We start from the raw sequence: 15454 nt of genomic DNA on the forward strand, positions 1-15454 counted from the left end.
CTTTTTCCTAAGCTAGGTTGACTTTAAATCTATATCTCGGTGGTGACTTTGAATGTCGTCACGTTCCTTTTTAAAGTTGCTGGCGAGTAATTCAGCAATATAAACAGAGCGATGTTTGCCACCGGTACAGCCAATGGCAATGGTGACATAACTGCGATTGTTACGTTCAAGGTGAGGCAACCAAGTCATCATAAAGCTATTAATTTGCCAGACAAATTTAGTCACTATCGGCTGGCTGGCGAGAAAGTCTTTTACTCCCTGATCTAACCCTGTTTTTCCTTTAAGGTCTTTTTCCCAAAACGGGTTAGGTAAGAAGCGGGCATCAAAAACATAATCGGCATCAACGGGAATACCATGCTTAAAGCCAAATGATTGGAATACTAACACCATAGAGCCAGTTTTCTTACCTAATATCCGTTCTCTAACTAAATCAGCCAGTTGGTGTGGGCTTAATTGACTGGTATTGATATAGAGATCGGCACTGGTTGAAATAGGCTCTAACAGCTTTCTTTCTAGAGCAATAGCTTGATCTAAGGCGATATTTTCTTTGATAAGAGGATGTAAGCGTCGTGTTTCGCTAAAACGGCGAATTAAATCATTATCGTCAGCATCTAAATACAGAGTGGTAACATTAACCGCATTGGGTAAATAGCCGATAATTTCGGGAATATCTTGTGGATCGTTAGGTAAATTACGCACATCTAGGCTAACGGCGACAGTTTCATAGTCGTTAATAACAGTGTGAGTTAAGGCCGGTAGTAAATTGACTGGAATATTGTCAACGCAATAATAGCCGAGATCTTCCAACACCCGTAACGCAACTGATTTTCCTGAGCCTGAACGGCCGCTAACAATAATTAATTTCATAGCAAGATATGCCTGTATTTACTTGATTAGTCTGTACTAATACCGTTAGTAATAGCAATTTAATTTAACTGGCTTGCTGGATAAGGTCATATAGCTGCTTATCGTTTGAGCATTTGCGCACTTGCTTAATAGTTTGTTTATTACTAAACAGTTTTGCAATACATTGCAAGGTTTCTAAGTGTTCTTGGCAGCTATCTTCTGGTACAAATAGGCTGATAAAGACATCAACATCGCGGTTATCTATGGCGTCAAAATCGATCGCTTTTTCGGTTGTAATAAGTACTGCGACCGCTTTATGACTATTGCTCAAGCGACCATGTGGAATAGCGATACCGTTGCCAATGCCTGTGCTACCCATTTTTTCTCTATCAAGTAAGCTATCGAGTAAGTCACTTGGATCAGCATTGCCTATTTCAACGGCTGCAAGCTGACAAATTTGTTCTAATAGGCGCTTTTTGCTTGTCACTGGAACTGCACAGGATGTGCAGTTCAGTGAAAGAATTTCTTGTAATTTCATAGTTTAAATAAGAAAGGAATTAGTGACTCGCTACTTTACCTTTGTGCTTAAGAATTTGGCGATCTAGCTTATCTACTAAGGTATCAATTGAGGCATACATATCAGCATTTACAGAAGACGCGAATACTTCACCACCCTTCATATGTACCGTTGCTTCTGCTTTTTGATCCAGTTTTTCTACAGTTAGAATAACGTGAACGTTATTAATTTGATCAAAGTGACGTTCTAATTTGGCAAATTTTGTATTGACGTATTCACGTAATGAGTCGGTAAGTTCAACATGATGACCTGAAAGATTAATTTGCATAAGTCGTATCCTTTTTTGTTTTTGAATTAGTGTTCTACAATAAACTTTTACGTTGATTTGACGGTGGGATTGCCAAAGACTCTCGGTACTTGGCAATGGTACGTCGCGCTACTTTAATGCCTTGTTCAGCAAGTAAATCAGCCATTTTACTATCACTTAATGGCTTGGCTGGTGTTTCGGCTAGTATCAGCTTTTTAATTAATGAACGAATGGCTGTAGATGAGCATTCGCCGCCATTTTCAGTGCTAACATGACTTGAGAAGAAATATTTTAGTTCGAATATACCTCTTGGCGTATGCATGTATTTTTGTGTGGTAACACGGGAAATAGTCGATTCATGCATATCAACGGCTTCGGCAATATCATTAAGCACCATAGGGCGCATAGCCTCTTCGCCGTGCTCTAAAAAGCCTTGTTGTCTTTGCACGATACAGTTCGATACTTTAAGTAAGGTATCGTTGCGTGATTCTAAACTTTTAATGAACCATTTCGCTTCTTGTAAATTAGCGCGAATAAATTGCCCATCAGTTGAAGACTTCATAGTTTTAGTCATGGCAGCATATTGCTGATTGATAGACAGTTTAGGTGCTGTGTCTGAATTAAGCTCAACAACCCAGCGACCATTTTTCTTTTCAACTGATACATCAGGGATAACGTATTGATCATCGCTTTTAATGACGGCATCGCCAGGTCTAGGGTTAAGGCTTTGAATTAAGCGCATAACTTCGCGTAGTTGATCTTCTTTAAGCTTAGTTTTACGCATTAATTGGCGATAATCGCGATTGCCTAATAAATCAATATGATCGTTAATGATTTGCTTACTTTCTTTTAAGTAAGGGGTCTCAGGATCAAATTGATTTAGCTGTATGGTTAAACATTCGGGAATTGAGCGTGCGGCAACGCCAATAGGGTCGAACATATTGATGCGTTTTAATACCGCTTCCACTTCATCAAGTTCAATGTCTTCTAAACCGACACTTTCAAGAATATCTTCGCTGGAAACCGTTAAGTAACCAGCATCATCAACCGCTTCTATGATAGCTGTTGCGATAGTTTTATCGGTATCTGTAAATGGAGTTAGCTCCATTTGCCATAATAAGTGATCTTGAATAGAGTCGGTGGTTTCCCCTTGATAGGTATAATCATCTGCAGGACTGCTGACAGCGCCTGTATTTGATACGCCTGCACTATAGCTTTCTTCCCAAGTGGTATCTATGTTTAACTCTTCAGGAATATCGCTTTTCTCCATGGCTTCAGTCGTGCTGATTTCATCAATACTGGCAATGGCTTCATCTGTATCCTTGCTACTGGTAATATCTGAGCTAGCTTCTGCGGAAAACGCTTCTTCTAAGTTATTCTGCTCGGAATTTACTTCCCCTTGTTGGCCTTCTTCAATTTCAAGCAAGGGGTTACTTTCAAGCGCTTCTTGGATTTCTTGTTGCAACTCTAACGTAGATAACTGCAACAGTTTTATTGCCTGTTGCAGTTGTGGAGTCATTGTTAATTGTTGTCCAATACGGAGCTGTAGTGTAGGGCGCATCTAGGTGTTACTTTTTCCTAATCTTATATTCTAATTCTTGTTGTCACACTTTACATTGCTAACTATAGCGTGAATTGTTCGCCAAGGTATACATCTCTTACCTTCTGATTAGCAAGAATTTGATCTGCATTGCCTTCTGCGATTATTTCTCCATGACTGACAATATAAGCGTGTTCACAAACGTCCAATGTCTCTCTAACATTGTGGTCAGTAATTAAAATCCCTATGCCTCTTTGCTTTAAGTGTATGATGATTTTTTTGATGTCGCCAACCGAAATTGGGTCAACACCAGCAAATGGTTCATCTAATAGGATAAATTCTGGATCAGCTGCCAGCGCTCTGGCGATTTCCACACGACGTCTTTCACCACCAGATAAGCTCATACCTAAGTTATCTTTTATATGACAGATATTAAATTCTTCAAGTAGGTGCTCTAACTTTTCAGACTTTTCTTGGCTAGAAAGGTTTTTACGCGTTTGTAAAATAGCCATAATATTTTCAGTCACGGTGAGCTTTCTAAATATAGAGGCTTCTTGCGGCAAATAGCCTATGCCTTGCCTAGCTCTTTCATGCATTGGCGCAAGTGTTACATCGTGATCATTGAGAATAATTTGACCATGATCGTTGGGCACTAAGCCGACAATCATATAAAAGGATGTCGTTTTTCCTGCACCGTTAGGGCCAAGTAAGCCAACAATTTGCCCTGATTCTACTTGCAAGCTAACGCTTTTAACTACCTGACGACTCTTGTAAGACTTGGCTAGGTTCGTTGCAATCAGTGTTGATTTACTATTGTGCGCTGATGAGCTATTGCTTGTCACTATTGTCGCCTTCTTTGTCTTGCTTTTCTTTCTTGGCTTGCTGCTTTTTAATGACGTTGGGCTGCAAAATAGTCGTAACAGTTTCGTTGTTATTACTTTCAGCTTCTAGCTTTTCGCTTAAGGTGTTGTAGGTGATTTTACTACCACTTACTTCACTACCAGCTTGTTTGACCAAAGCATTACCCGAAACTGTAATGGTATTAAGTTCAGGCTGATATTTTATTTCATCTGCCTGTAAGCTAATTAAACTGCCATCTTCAAGTTGCTGTTGAAATACCGCTGGCTTGCCTTTGGCGATATAAATGTCAGCTTTTTTAGCACTTTTATCGTCTTTATCACTGAATACCTGCACAATATCAGCGGTAATTGAAATCGAGCCTTGGCTGATTTTTACATCATCTAGGTAACTAGCTATTTTGTTTTTTAAGTCAGCAGCTTGTCGTTGAGATTTGATGGTAATCTCTTGTTCTAGATCTTTTTTCGCAGCCAGTGCTGTTGTGCTAAGGGCAGCGCTTGTTAATAAGCATAAGCTCACTAGTAAAGCTGAAGTATTAAAGCGATTGTTCATGATTCTCTTTATAAATTGTGCGTACATGCTCAGTTAATGTCATTTGTTTAGTGTTGAGATCTATAATCAAACCTGAGCCATACATGGTAAAATCTTTGCCTAGCACCATGACGGTTTGCTCTGAGCTAATTATATTCGTGGTTAAATCCAGTTCTAAATATTTGCAATGTATTTCTTCTACAATGCTATTTATATCAGTAGCTTTTAATCGTACCCGATGATTTAACACTACTCTATTGTCTTTGTATAGTGTTGCCTCGTTTGCACTTAACTGCCAAGGCTCGCTATTGTCTTTAGGGTGCAAGGTATAATTCGGCAGTTCAAAGTGGGTTACCGCTAAGCTAGAGTAATGTTCCATGCGATCAGCTTCAATGGTATGTGAAAGCTGGCCGGCATCGGTATAAATATTACTCTTTAGGGTTTCGGCAATAAAATCAGGTGAAAGTTCATCATCGATAACATCTTGCTGTTCAACTAAAGCACTACGCCATTCGATAATGCCATAGGTTATGGCACTTAAGAATAAAACAAATAATGCTAAGCTGTACAAGCGGTTCATATACTAGCGCCCGCTGCTTGTGCCAAGCTACCTTGGCATTGCATGATTAAATCACATACTTCACGTACAGCACCAAAACCACCACGGGTAAAGGTTATATAATCAGCATTGTTGATTACCTGCGGATGAGCATCGTTAACACTAATACCTAAGCCGCATGCCATAATACAGGGTAAGTCAGGTACGTCATCACCTATATAGGCTATTTCATCCGTTGCTAAGTTTAACTGTTCTGCTAATGCTTGTAGTGCCGGTAATTTATCTTCTTGCCCTTGAATAATATGTTTTACATTCAAGGCTTTCATCCGATTAGCAACAATGGCTGAATTTCTGCCGGTGATAATGGCAACATCAACACCGCTAGCACCAAGTGCTTTAATGCCAAAACCATCTTTTGTGTGAAAGGCTTTTAGCTCTTCGCCATCATTACCTAAATAAATTCTGCCATCAGAAAAAACGCCGTCGACATCGCACACGAGCAATTTAATCGTTTTGGCTTTATTTAGTACTTCTTGTGGCACATTGCCATATAAGGTATTCATTAAAGTACCCCAGAGCTAAGTAAATCATGCATATTCATTGCGCCAACAGGTTGGTTCTTATCATTAACAATAATTAAACCATTAATCTTTTTGTCTTCCATAATTTTTAGCGCTTGCGCTGCCAGCATTTCATCACTTGCGGTGCAAGGAGATTTGGTCATAACGTTAGCAATATTATCTTGATGTATATCTATTTTGGCATCGAGAATACGGCGTAAGTCGCCATCGGTAAATAAACCCACTAGAGTATTTTCATTATTAACAACCGCGGTCATGCCTAAGCCTTTTAGCGACATTTCAACAAGCGCGTCTTTAATAAGCGCTGATTCTTGCACTACAGGTAGTCTATCCCCTTGATGCATAATATCACTTAAGCGTAATAATAATCGCTTGCCTAAGCTACCACCCGGATGCGATAGGGCAAAATCATCGGCGGTAAAGCCTCTGGCGTTAAGTAGAGCTACCGCGAGTGCATCACCCATGACTAAGGTTGCCGTGGTACTTGATGTTGGGGCTAAGCCTAATGGGCATGCCTCTTCAGCAACGTTAATGCAAACATGGGTATCGCTTAATTGAGATAATGTTGATTCTGTATTACCTGTCATGGCGATTAATTTGGCACCTATGCGCTTAATTACCGGAATGATTGCCAGTACTTCATTTGTTTCACCAGAATTAGAAATTGTTAAGACAACATCATCACTGGTGATCATGCCTAAATCACCATGACTGGCTTCACCTGGATGAACAAAAAATGCAGGTGTGCCCGTACTGGCTAAGGTGGCAGCAATTTTGCCGCCAATATGGCCTGATTTGCCCATACCGATAACAATAACGCGACCTTGGCATTGATACATAAGTTGGCAGGCTTGCTCAAAGCTATCGTCAATGTATTGCAGCAAGTCAGCAATGGCTTTTTGCTCAATGTTGATGACATTTTTGCCGAGCTGTTTAAAGTTATGCATAGTAAAAACCAACCTTAGTTATTATTTAACTGACCAAAAAGTAAAAATTGATAAGCAACAAAGCTCAGTAATAGCAATGCACCTTTGGCGCGAGTAATTCTAAAGTAACCAAACTTTCGACTAAAGCACAGTACAAAGAGTAATAAGGTGACACCTAGCATATAAGGGGCATCACGTGTTGAGGCCAGCGCATTAATATTGCCTGGGGCAATAACACCCGCTAATGATAAAACCGCTAAAATATTAAAAATATTAGAACCAATAATGTTGCCTAGCGCTAAGTCATCTTCTTTTTTCAAAATACTCATAATGCTTGCCGCTAGCTCTGGCAAACTTGTACCTATGGCAACTATGGTGAGGCCAATAACTAAATCACTGACGCCAAAGGTTTTAGCAATAAAGACAGATGAGTCAACTAAATAATTAGCGCTAATAGGTAAAATGATCACGCCGACAACTAACCACATAATGGATAGTTTCATATCGACGGCTTCTGCCACTTCTTGTTCTGCTTCAATCACTAAAGGGTCATCGCTTGGTTTATCTTTAGTGCGTCTTAAGGTAATAACAAGTAGAGCAATGATATAAATAAAAAAGCCTATCATCAGCTCAACTCCTTCAAGGAAACTAAAGTGTTGATCGAGTAGTATCCAGTAGGCGAATGCCGAAATAATGAGAATTAACGGTATTTCTCGTTTAACGGTTTGTGATGACACGGATAAGGGTTGTAATAATGCTGTAATACCTAAAACAAGGGCAATATTGGTGATGTTGGAACCGATAGCATTACCTACAGCTAGATCAGGCGAGCCTTGTAATGAAGCGGTTGCTGCTGTCATCATCTCAGGAGCAGAAGATCCCATAGCAACTATGGTTAGGCCGATAATCATAGGTGAAACACCAAGATTACGTGCTAGTGATGAGGCGCCAAAGACAAATTTGTCAGCACTCCATACTAGTGCGACTAAGGCAACGACTAAAATAAAAACTTGTTCTAACATGTATTACTCCGCAAAGGATACCAATTCTCATTGGTACAAGGGTAAATTGTCGCTGGTTGTGAACCAAAAAAAAAGTATTTAATGCTTTGTTAGTAAAAAAAGTCTTATTTTGCCTTACTTTTAGACAGTCAAACCATTAAAAATGATCACTTACTTACAATTGAGAAGAGTTTTCTTACATTTATTCTAGGTATATTGAAGAATTTCTAATGAACAATTGTTGTTGCTCAGGTAAAATCGACAACAATTGAATAACCTCTACAGCGCCGCTATAAGACATTGACGTTACACACATGATAAATTCGGATACTTCAGCCAATTTAGTTGAAATTGAAAACTTAACCTTTAATCGCGGTGAACGGGTTATTTACGATAATATTAGCCTAAGCATACCTAAAGGCAAAGTGACCGCAATTATGGGCCCTAGTGGCATAGGTAAAACCACCTTGCTCAGGTTGATTGGTGGCCAACTTAAGCCAGATAGCGGCAATATTTATTTTGCTGGCAACAATATTCCACAGTTATCTCGCAAGGCGTTATACGAAACACGAAAGCGCATGAGTATGTTGTTTCAAAGTGGTGCGCTTTTTACTGATATGAGTGTTTACGACAATATCGCCTTTCCTATTCGAGAGCATACTGATTTATCGGAAGCATTAATTGAAAAAATAGTGCTGATGAAGTTAGAGGCAGTTGGTTTACGTGGCGCAAGACATCTTCATCCTAGTGAGCTTTCTGGCGGTATGGCGCGCCGCGTCGCCTTAGCGCGAGCGATAGCATTAGATCCAGAATTAATTCTTTATGATGAGCCGTTTGCAGGACAAGATCCTATTTCTATGGGGGTGATTGTTCGTCTTATTCGCGCTTTAAGTGATGCTTTAGGTTTAACTTCTGTGGTTGTTTCCCATGATGTGCCAGAAGTGATGAGTATTGCTGATTATATTTATATTGTTGCTGAGCAAAAAATTATCGGTCAAGGTACACCTGAACAAGTGAGGCAAGATTCATCTGAACTGGTAAAACAGTTTGTTCAAGGTCAAGCTGATGGTCCTGTGCCATTTCATTTTCCTGCTCCTGAATATGGTAGTGAAATGATTAAATCAGGCAGCAAGGGAGGCAAATGATGCAGCAATTAATTCGTTTAGGTAGGCACACCATTGCCTTAATCAGTGGCTTAGGGCGTGCGGTATTATTGTTAGTTTCATCGCTAACGCATGTACCTAATGTTCGTAAAGGTACGCCATTATTGATGCAACAGCTTTATAGTGTTGGTGTCATGTCACTGATTATTGTGGTCGTTTCAGGTGCCTTTATTGGCATGGTACTGGCGCTGCAAGGTTATACTATTTTGGTTGGTTATGGTGCAGAAGCCAGCTTAGGTCCTATGGTTGCCTTATCGTTATTAAGAGAACTTGGCCCTGTTGTTGCCGCTATACTGTTTGCTGGTCGAGCAGGTTCAGCTCTTACCGCTGAAATTGGTTTAATGAAAGTAACTGAGCAGTTATCTAGTTTGGAAATGATGGCGGTAGATCCATTACGTCGGGTGATTGCGCCACGTTTTTGGGCTGGCTTTATTAGCTTACCTTTATTAGCGGCAATTTTTTCTATGGTGGGTATTTTAGGTGCTCATTTGGTGGGGGTTGACTGGTTAGGTGTTGATGGCGGTACTTTTTGGTCTGTTATGCAAGATCAAGTGGACTTTAATAAAGATATTATGAACGGTGTCATTAAAAGTGTTGTCTTTGCTTTTGTGGTGACTTGGATAGCTGTTTATAAAGGCTACGATTGTGAGCCAACGTCGGAAGGCATTAGCCGAGCAACCACTGCAACGGTTGTCCAGTCTTCGTTATTAGTATTAGGTTTAGATTTTATTTTAACGGCATTGATGTTTACTAAATAAGTCAACATCTACATATAATATGCGGTTAACAGTGATTGTTTTAAGTTTTGGTGAATGACATGGTGTCAAAAAAAATTGAGTTAATGGTCGGCCTTTTTGTGGCTTTGGGTATTCTTGCCTTATTGGTATTATCGCTAAAGGTTGCAAATACGGGTATTTCTGGCAATGGGGCAAGTTATGATTTATTGGCTAAGTTTGACAATATTGGCGGCTTAAAGGTGCGCTCACCTGTTAAAGTTGGCGGTGTGGTTGTTGGTCGAGTTAGTGATATCTCATTAGATGAAGAAGATTACACGCCAGTAGTGACGTTAAAGATCTATACTCAATATAATAACTTTTCTGAAGCGACATCAGTGGCCATATTAACCTCAGGCTTACTTGGTGAGCAGTATGTCGGTTTGCAGCCGGGCTTTATTGATGAATCGTTAGATACATTGCAGCCAGGGGACTTTATTGAAGACACTAAGCCGGCATTAGTTTTAGAAGAGTTAATAGGTCAGTTTTTATTTAGCCAAGGAAGTGGTGATGAATAGCAAAAAAAAGAGAAATGTAATGCAATTGTTAGCTAAACCCCGAGCACTTATTGCCATAGTGCTTATGACTTTTGCTCATGGTGCTATGGCTCAATCTAGCTCAAGCACAGCGGTAAGTAGTTCAACACCAACAGTGATTGTTGACAAAACTAACCCATATTTAATGATTAAAGAAGTAGCAGGCCTTACCTTTAAACGTTTTGCTGATGAGCAAAAAGCGATTCAGGCTAATCCAAACATATTAAAAAATATTGTCCGTGAAGAGTTGATGCCTTATATCAACTACAAGTATTCAGCATTTAAAGTAATAGGTAAGCATCTTAAAAAGACAACAGATGAGCAAAGACGTGCTTTTGTGCCAGTTTTTCGTGAGTATTTAGTGACTTCATATGCACAGGTTTTTACCTTATATGATAATCAGCTTGTTGAGTTTGCGCCTGAGCGTGATTTTGCCGATAAGAAAATCGTTGCCGTTGATACGAAAGTGATTATGCCGGGCAGAGATGATATTGATGTATCGTTTAAAGTGCGTAAAAGTAAGAAAACTAAGCAATGGCAAGCTTATGATATGGTCGCAGAAGGTGTTAGCCTGCTTGACTCTAAGCAAGCCGAGTTAGGTAGTATTATCAGACAAAAAGGCCTGCCTTATGTCACCGAAATGCTAAGAAAGAAAAGTGAGCGTGATATTGTTTTTAAAGATAAAAAGAAAACAGAATCAGCACCAGCGGCTAATAAAAGTGCTGGGCAGGGCTAACAGGTGAAAAGTGTAACTTTTGCTGTGAATGGCAGCAATGTAAATGTTAGCGGAGAATTAACGCGGCATACGGTTATGCAGGTTGCTAATAAAGAGTTGAAAAGTGTCTTTAGCCATAATGCGGTTGAATTGGACTTTTCCCAAGTAACTCATGTTGACACCGCCGGATTAGCTTGGTTATTTTTGCTATTAGAACAAGCGGCTACTCATAACTGCCAGCTAACCTTTCAGGGTTTGCCAAAAAAATTAGATAAATTAATTGAACTCAGTGGTGTGCAAGGTTTATTGCCAGTATAAATGGCACCACAAAAGTAGTATTTTAGGAGAGTAAATTGGAAATTAATGAAATTGAAGCTTTAGTTGAAAAACTAATTAATGATGCCTTAGAGCTAGATGAACTAAAAGTGAAGTTTGACGGCTCACAATGCGCCATTATTGCCGTTGGTGATTTCTTTGAAACACTATCTCGAGTAAAGCGTCAACAAACGGTATTAGCTCCGTTATCTGAAGTGATACAAAACGGTACTATTCATGCTGTATCAGTAAAAACCTTTACTAAAGCACAATGGCAACGAGATAAAATGCTCAACGGTTAGTTTGACTAAAGCAAACTACAGATTTTTTATCTTTTGTGTATACTAGGTCGGTATTTTTAATTTTTTAGTAAGTAGTAAGTTATTTTGGACGCATTTAAAGTTATTGGTGGTAAACCACTACGCGGTGAAGTTGTTATTTCAGGGGCTAAGAACGCCGCACTTCCTATTTTAATGTCAGCATTATTGTCGAAAACCCCAATAGTTTTTTCTAATGTTCCCCAGCTCAATGATATTTTAACCACGGTTAAATTATTAGGACAATTAGGTGCTAAAACCCAATGGTTAGCTGATGATAAATTATCTATTGATGCTAGCACCATTGAATTGTGTCGAGCGCCTTATGAGCTGGTGAAAACCATGCGCGCTTCTATTTTAGTGTTAGGCCCTTTACTTGCTAGAATGGGACATGCTGAAGTGTCATTGCCTGGCGGCTGTGCTATTGGTGCTAGACCAGTTGATTTACATATTCAGGGCTTGAAGTTGATGGGCGCTGAGATTGAAGTCGAGAATGGTTATATTGTTGCGAAAAAGCAAGGTCGTTTATTGGGTGCCAATATCTTTATGGATACTGTCAGTGTTACCGGTACTGAAAACCTTATGATGGCGGCAGCCTTAGCAGAAGGTACAACCGTGATTGAAAATGCTGCCCGTGAGCCAGAAATTGTTGATTTAGCCAATTGTCTTAATGGTATGGGGGCAAAAGTATCTGGTGCAGGTACTGATACCTTAACCATTGAAGGTGTTAGCGAGTTAAATGGCGAGCATTATAGTGTTATGCCAGATCGCATTGAAACAGGCACTTTCCTTGTTGCTGCGGCGGTAACTCAAGGACATATTAAATGTTTAAATACTGATCCAAGTTCACTTGAAGCGGTATTAAGCAAGCTACAAGAAGCCGGTGCTAAAATTACGACAGGTGAGGATTGGATTGAACTTTCAATGTCAGCTCCGGCCAAAGCGGTAAATATTCGTACTGCGCCACACCCAGCATTTCCAACTGATATGCAAGCCCAGTTTATGACCATGAACGTGTTAGCTCAAGGTACTGCGACGGTAATTGAAACCATTTTTGAAAATCGTTTTATGCACGTGCCAGAGTTGCAACGTATGGGGGCAGATATCTCTTTAGAGGGCAATACCGCTATTGTTAAAGGTGTTGAAGAGCTTCATGGTGCGCAGGTTATGGCGACTGATTTAAGAGCATCAGCTAGCCTAGTTATTGCAGGGTTAGTTGCTAAATCACCAACACAAGTTGATAGAATTTATCATATCGACCGTGGCTATTTACGCATAGAAGATAAGCTGCAAGCACTTGGTGCTGACATTACGCGCATTCGTGCTGATGCATAATAGCTAAAGCTATTTAACCTCAGGTTATTTAATAACAAGAGCAACCTATTTGTTGCTCTTTTTTTATGGTTATTTTTCTTGTTTATTTCGGGTTATATCTGCCCAAGCTTAATACAGCATTTGGATCTAGTACTTGTTTTAGTTTGTTTACTGTTTGCCAAAACGGCTGCTCTTTATCCAATAACCATTGCTGTTGATCTATGTTTAATCGATAAGGGACAAAACCTTTTTTAAGACCTTCAGTGACTAATTCTTTTAAACAATTATGAGCATCTTCAACCGCCTTTGGGTTGGTTAAATCAAAGACAATTGGAATGGTACTATCAACGCAATCATGCTTTAAGTTGGTAAAAGTGATAAAAGGCTCGATGTTGTATTTAGGGCAAGTCGTACGGATAAAATTCACATAATCTCGCATGATCGAGGCTTTCATAGTGATCAACGGGGCATACCAAAGTAAGCCACAGTTATCGTTACTTGGTGATAGCTCTTCAGGGTCTAGTTGCTCACTTTCAGGGTTTCGCCAGTAGGCAAGCTTTAAGGCAACTTTGTTAGGTCTACCTAACATGATGGCCTTACCCTTATCAAACGAGTCCATTTGTTGAGCAATCATAGTTAATATAGCCACTCGCTTGACTAACCACTTAGGTAAGGCGTTAATAAACTTATTTACTACCACTAGCACAGGGCTAGTTGAGTAAATTCGCTTGCAGGGAATTTGCTTAAAGAGATTATTGATTTCTGTTTTAACGGCTTTTACCACGCTTTTACTACCGTAAATACTACCAACAATAGTCCAGCTCGGGGTTTGCTGTTGTTTAGCCAATTGTTTGACATCGCTATCACTCATGACCTTGTGTTGCTCATTACCATTAGGGTTCTTAGCAAACATAGATAAAACACGACGTTGATCCATCAGGTTGATAGAGCCGACAATGCCTTCATAATCTTGCAGGGTTTTCCTAATAAGCGGTATGGCTTGCTCCATAAGCTCATCATCAGCAAGCTGGATAAAAAATGAGGTAAACGCGGGTTTTATTTTGGCAAGGCGAATGGTCATTTGTGTTACTACGCCAAAACTTGATTGCGTAAAAAGCCCATCTAAATATGGGCCTAAGCCCCACTTATAAGTTTTATCAACGACTTGCTCAGTGCTTTGATCTAAGGTATTTACCGCAGATTGGAAACAGCTGCCATCAGCCCAATAACCTTGAATGCTATTAACAGCGCTAAAGTGATCAGTATAAGGTGTTATGCCATAGCCGCGCTCTAATGCGTTCGCTAATATAGAGCAATCTGGGCCAGCACCAGTAACGGGAACCATATAAGGGTAGTCATTTTCGATGAGAAAATTACTGAGTTGCTGTTGAGTTACGCCCGGCTCTAGCGTTACTAAACCTAGCTCTTCATCAAAGTAGCTAATATTATTAAGTAAGCTGAGGTCGAGTAGAATAATATGTTCGCCGATTTCAGCAGGTTGACTTGTGCCATAACCCCAATTTTTCCCTGTGCTTACTGGGTATAAAGTAAAGCGCAGTTCGCTATTTGCTGACAGCTCATTTGCTAAGGTTAAAACAGCTTTGACATCTGTTTGCTTACTTACCTTTATGAGGGCAAAAATATTACGTTTCTTTTCTTGAAAATTTTCAAGCCCTTCAGTGCCTTGAAGGTACATTGCCAGTACTTCTGGCTCTGTTGAAATACAGGCGTTTTTTGATAATACACCAGTTAATAGTGTGAGTAATTGCTCTGACATGGAGACTCCATCAAGATTGGCTGTGCAGATAAGTTACATTAACTGTAATTCTCTTAGCTGTACGCAGATGTCCTTTTCAATTGTGTCATATAGGCTGCGAAAGCCAGGGGAGAGATTACTCATAAAAATATCAGGGTTGATATAATAAGGAGCTCTTAAACCGTGATAATCCACAGGGGCGCCAAGCTGTTGAAAAGTAATACCGATAAATTTCATACTGCGAGCTAATCTTGGCTCCATCATGACATAGACATGTCGAATGCCAGTATTCATGCCCATGGTTGCCGCAGCCATGTATAAGCCAATAGCGATAAATGGAAAACACCTCAGCTCGGTTTCAGAGTAGCTTATTTCACTAATAACACCTGTACCTGAGCCTTTAAATTGATCGCTTTTACGACGTCTAAAATCAGACTTTACGGCTAAACGAGAAATTTCTGCTATTTCAGCACGATTAAAGCGTTCAGGGCTTAAGTCAGTATTGGTAATTGAGTCTAAGCAATACTTTTCAATGGGAAGTTTTTCATCAGGACCGCTGGCGGTAACTAATCGCACACAGCTAGTAAAGGTTCCCGTTGGTTTATGCTTGATAAGTGAAAAAATTGATTGCTCATCAAATTCGTCTTTTTCTTGACCATCGTCTCTTACTTCTTCAAAAGCGAGCTCTTCACAATAGACATTGTGGCGAATTTTGAAGACTTCGTTTCTTAAGGTTTGGTCGGTTGCTATTTGAGGCTGCAAAAACTGTGTAAAGTGATCGGCAATACTATGCGCTTCTCTACTTGCTTTAATTGAGGCAATCTTTTTTGTTAAATCCCCAATAATAGGGGTTTCTAGCAGCCGCTTATTCCAATTCATCTTAATTCCATCTTAATTAA

Annotated in this window: 19 protein-coding genes; 7 read left to right on the plus strand and 12 right to left on the minus strand. The window is 39.8% G+C overall.

Features of this window, described 5'->3' with window-relative positions; translation table 11 throughout:
* Window positions 1–12: 12 nt before the first annotated feature.
* The 10 genes from rapZ to EMK97_RS13320 all read right to left on the minus strand — a co-directional run bounded on the left by rapZ (window position 13) and on the right by EMK97_RS13320 (window position 7687).
* Window positions 13–867 (minus strand): RNase adapter RapZ, encoded by an 855-nt coding sequence (gene rapZ / locus EMK97_RS13275; protein WP_130602946.1) that lies wholly within the window; start codon window positions 865–867, stop codon window positions 13–15.
* Window positions 868–931: 64 nt separating this feature from the next.
* Window positions 932–1384 carry a PTS IIA-like nitrogen regulatory protein PtsN gene (gene ptsN, locus EMK97_RS13280; RefSeq protein ID WP_130602948.1) on the minus strand — a complete coding sequence of 151 codons (453 nt, stop codon included), beginning with the start codon at window positions 1382–1384 and terminating at the stop codon, window positions 932–934.
* Window positions 1385–1403: 19 nt separating this feature from the next.
* Entirely contained in the window at window positions 1404–1691 is a 288-nt protein-coding gene (hpf, locus tag EMK97_RS13285) for a ribosome hibernation promoting factor (RefSeq protein WP_130602950.1), read from the minus strand.
* Between the two features lie 34 nt (window positions 1692–1725).
* Window positions 1726–3231, minus strand: a complete 1506-nt coding sequence (locus EMK97_RS13290) for an RNA polymerase factor sigma-54 (protein ID WP_130602952.1) — start codon at window positions 3229–3231, stop codon at window positions 1726–1728.
* A gap of 62 nt (window positions 3232–3293) precedes the next feature.
* Window positions 3294–4052, minus strand: coding sequence for an LPS export ABC transporter ATP-binding protein (lptB, locus tag EMK97_RS13295; RefSeq protein ID WP_130602954.1), 759 nt, complete (start codon window positions 4050–4052; stop codon window positions 3294–3296).
* Entirely contained in the window at window positions 4039–4620 is a 582-nt protein-coding gene (lptA, locus tag EMK97_RS13300) for a lipopolysaccharide transport periplasmic protein LptA (protein WP_130602956.1), read from the minus strand. Before lptA ends, lptB begins: the two co-directional genes overlap by 14 nt.
* The gene (gene lptC / locus EMK97_RS13305; RefSeq protein ID WP_130602958.1) at window positions 4604–5179 is read right to left on the minus strand and encodes an LPS export ABC transporter periplasmic protein LptC; all 576 of its coding nucleotides are present in this window, start codon (window positions 5177–5179) and stop codon (window positions 4604–4606) included. The genes lptA and lptC overlap by 17 nt, the downstream gene beginning before the upstream one ends.
* Window positions 5176–5721, minus strand: coding sequence for a 3-deoxy-manno-octulosonate-8-phosphatase KdsC (gene kdsC / locus EMK97_RS13310; RefSeq protein WP_130602960.1), 546 nt, complete (start codon window positions 5719–5721; stop codon window positions 5176–5178). The genes lptC and kdsC overlap by 4 nt, the downstream gene beginning before the upstream one ends.
* Entirely contained in the window at window positions 5721–6686 is a 966-nt protein-coding gene (locus EMK97_RS13315; RefSeq protein WP_130602962.1) for a KpsF/GutQ family sugar-phosphate isomerase, read from the minus strand. The genes kdsC and EMK97_RS13315 overlap by 1 nt, the downstream gene beginning before the upstream one ends.
* Window positions 6687–6700: 14 nt before the next feature.
* Complete coding sequence (locus tag EMK97_RS13320; RefSeq protein WP_130602964.1) at window positions 6701–7687, minus strand: calcium/sodium antiporter; 987 nt, start codon at window positions 7685–7687, stop codon at window positions 6701–6703.
* Between the two features lie 293 nt (window positions 7688–7980).
* Here EMK97_RS13320 and mlaF point away from each other — a divergent pair, with 293 nt between their 5' ends.
* The 7 genes from mlaF (at window position 7981) to murA (ending at window position 12820) form a co-directional block, all read left to right on the plus strand.
* On the plus strand, window positions 7981–8811 hold the full coding sequence (mlaF, locus tag EMK97_RS13325) for a phospholipid ABC transporter ATP-binding protein MlaF (protein ID WP_130602966.1): 831 nt from the start codon (window positions 7981–7983) through the stop codon (window positions 8809–8811).
* Window positions 8811–9587 (plus strand): lipid asymmetry maintenance ABC transporter permease subunit MlaE, encoded by a 777-nt coding sequence (mlaE, locus tag EMK97_RS13330; RefSeq protein WP_130604484.1) that lies wholly within the window; start codon window positions 8811–8813, stop codon window positions 9585–9587. The genes mlaF and mlaE overlap by 1 nt, the downstream gene beginning before the upstream one ends.
* A gap of 59 nt (window positions 9588–9646) precedes the next feature.
* Window positions 9647–10120, plus strand: coding sequence for an outer membrane lipid asymmetry maintenance protein MlaD (mlaD, locus tag EMK97_RS13335; RefSeq protein WP_130602968.1), 474 nt, complete (start codon window positions 9647–9649; stop codon window positions 10118–10120).
* Complete coding sequence (locus tag EMK97_RS13340; RefSeq protein ID WP_130602970.1) at window positions 10113–10874, plus strand: ABC transporter substrate-binding protein; 762 nt, start codon at window positions 10113–10115, stop codon at window positions 10872–10874. The genes mlaD and EMK97_RS13340 overlap by 8 nt, the downstream gene beginning before the upstream one ends.
* Window positions 10875–10877: 3 nt before the next feature.
* Complete coding sequence (locus EMK97_RS13345) at window positions 10878–11171, plus strand: STAS domain-containing protein (RefSeq protein WP_246028787.1); 294 nt, start codon at window positions 10878–10880, stop codon at window positions 11169–11171.
* Between the two features lie 35 nt (window positions 11172–11206).
* The gene (locus tag EMK97_RS13350; protein WP_130602972.1) at window positions 11207–11470 is read left to right on the plus strand and encodes a BolA family protein; all 264 of its coding nucleotides are present in this window, start codon (window positions 11207–11209) and stop codon (window positions 11468–11470) included.
* Between the two features lie 84 nt (window positions 11471–11554).
* Window positions 11555–12820, plus strand: a complete 1266-nt coding sequence (murA, locus tag EMK97_RS13355; RefSeq protein ID WP_130602974.1) for a UDP-N-acetylglucosamine 1-carboxyvinyltransferase — start codon at window positions 11555–11557, stop codon at window positions 12818–12820.
* Window positions 12821–12902: 82 nt separating this feature from the next.
* Here the strand turns inward: murA and EMK97_RS13360 are convergent, their stop codons facing one another.
* A complete protein-coding gene (locus tag EMK97_RS13360; RefSeq protein ID WP_130602976.1) occupies window positions 12903–14576 on the minus strand; it encodes an FAD-binding protein in 1674 nt (557 codons plus the stop codon).
* Window positions 14577–14609: 33 nt separating this feature from the next.
* Entirely contained in the window at window positions 14610–15434 is an 825-nt protein-coding gene (locus EMK97_RS13365) for a PEP-CTERM/exosortase system-associated acyltransferase (RefSeq protein ID WP_130602978.1), read from the minus strand.
* Between the last annotated feature and the right edge of the window lie 20 nt (window positions 15435–15454).

This window comes from Litorilituus sediminis, from assembly GCF_004295665.1.
In the GTDB taxonomy this organism is placed as follows: domain Bacteria; phylum Pseudomonadota; class Gammaproteobacteria; order Enterobacterales; family Alteromonadaceae; genus Colwellia; species Colwellia sediminis.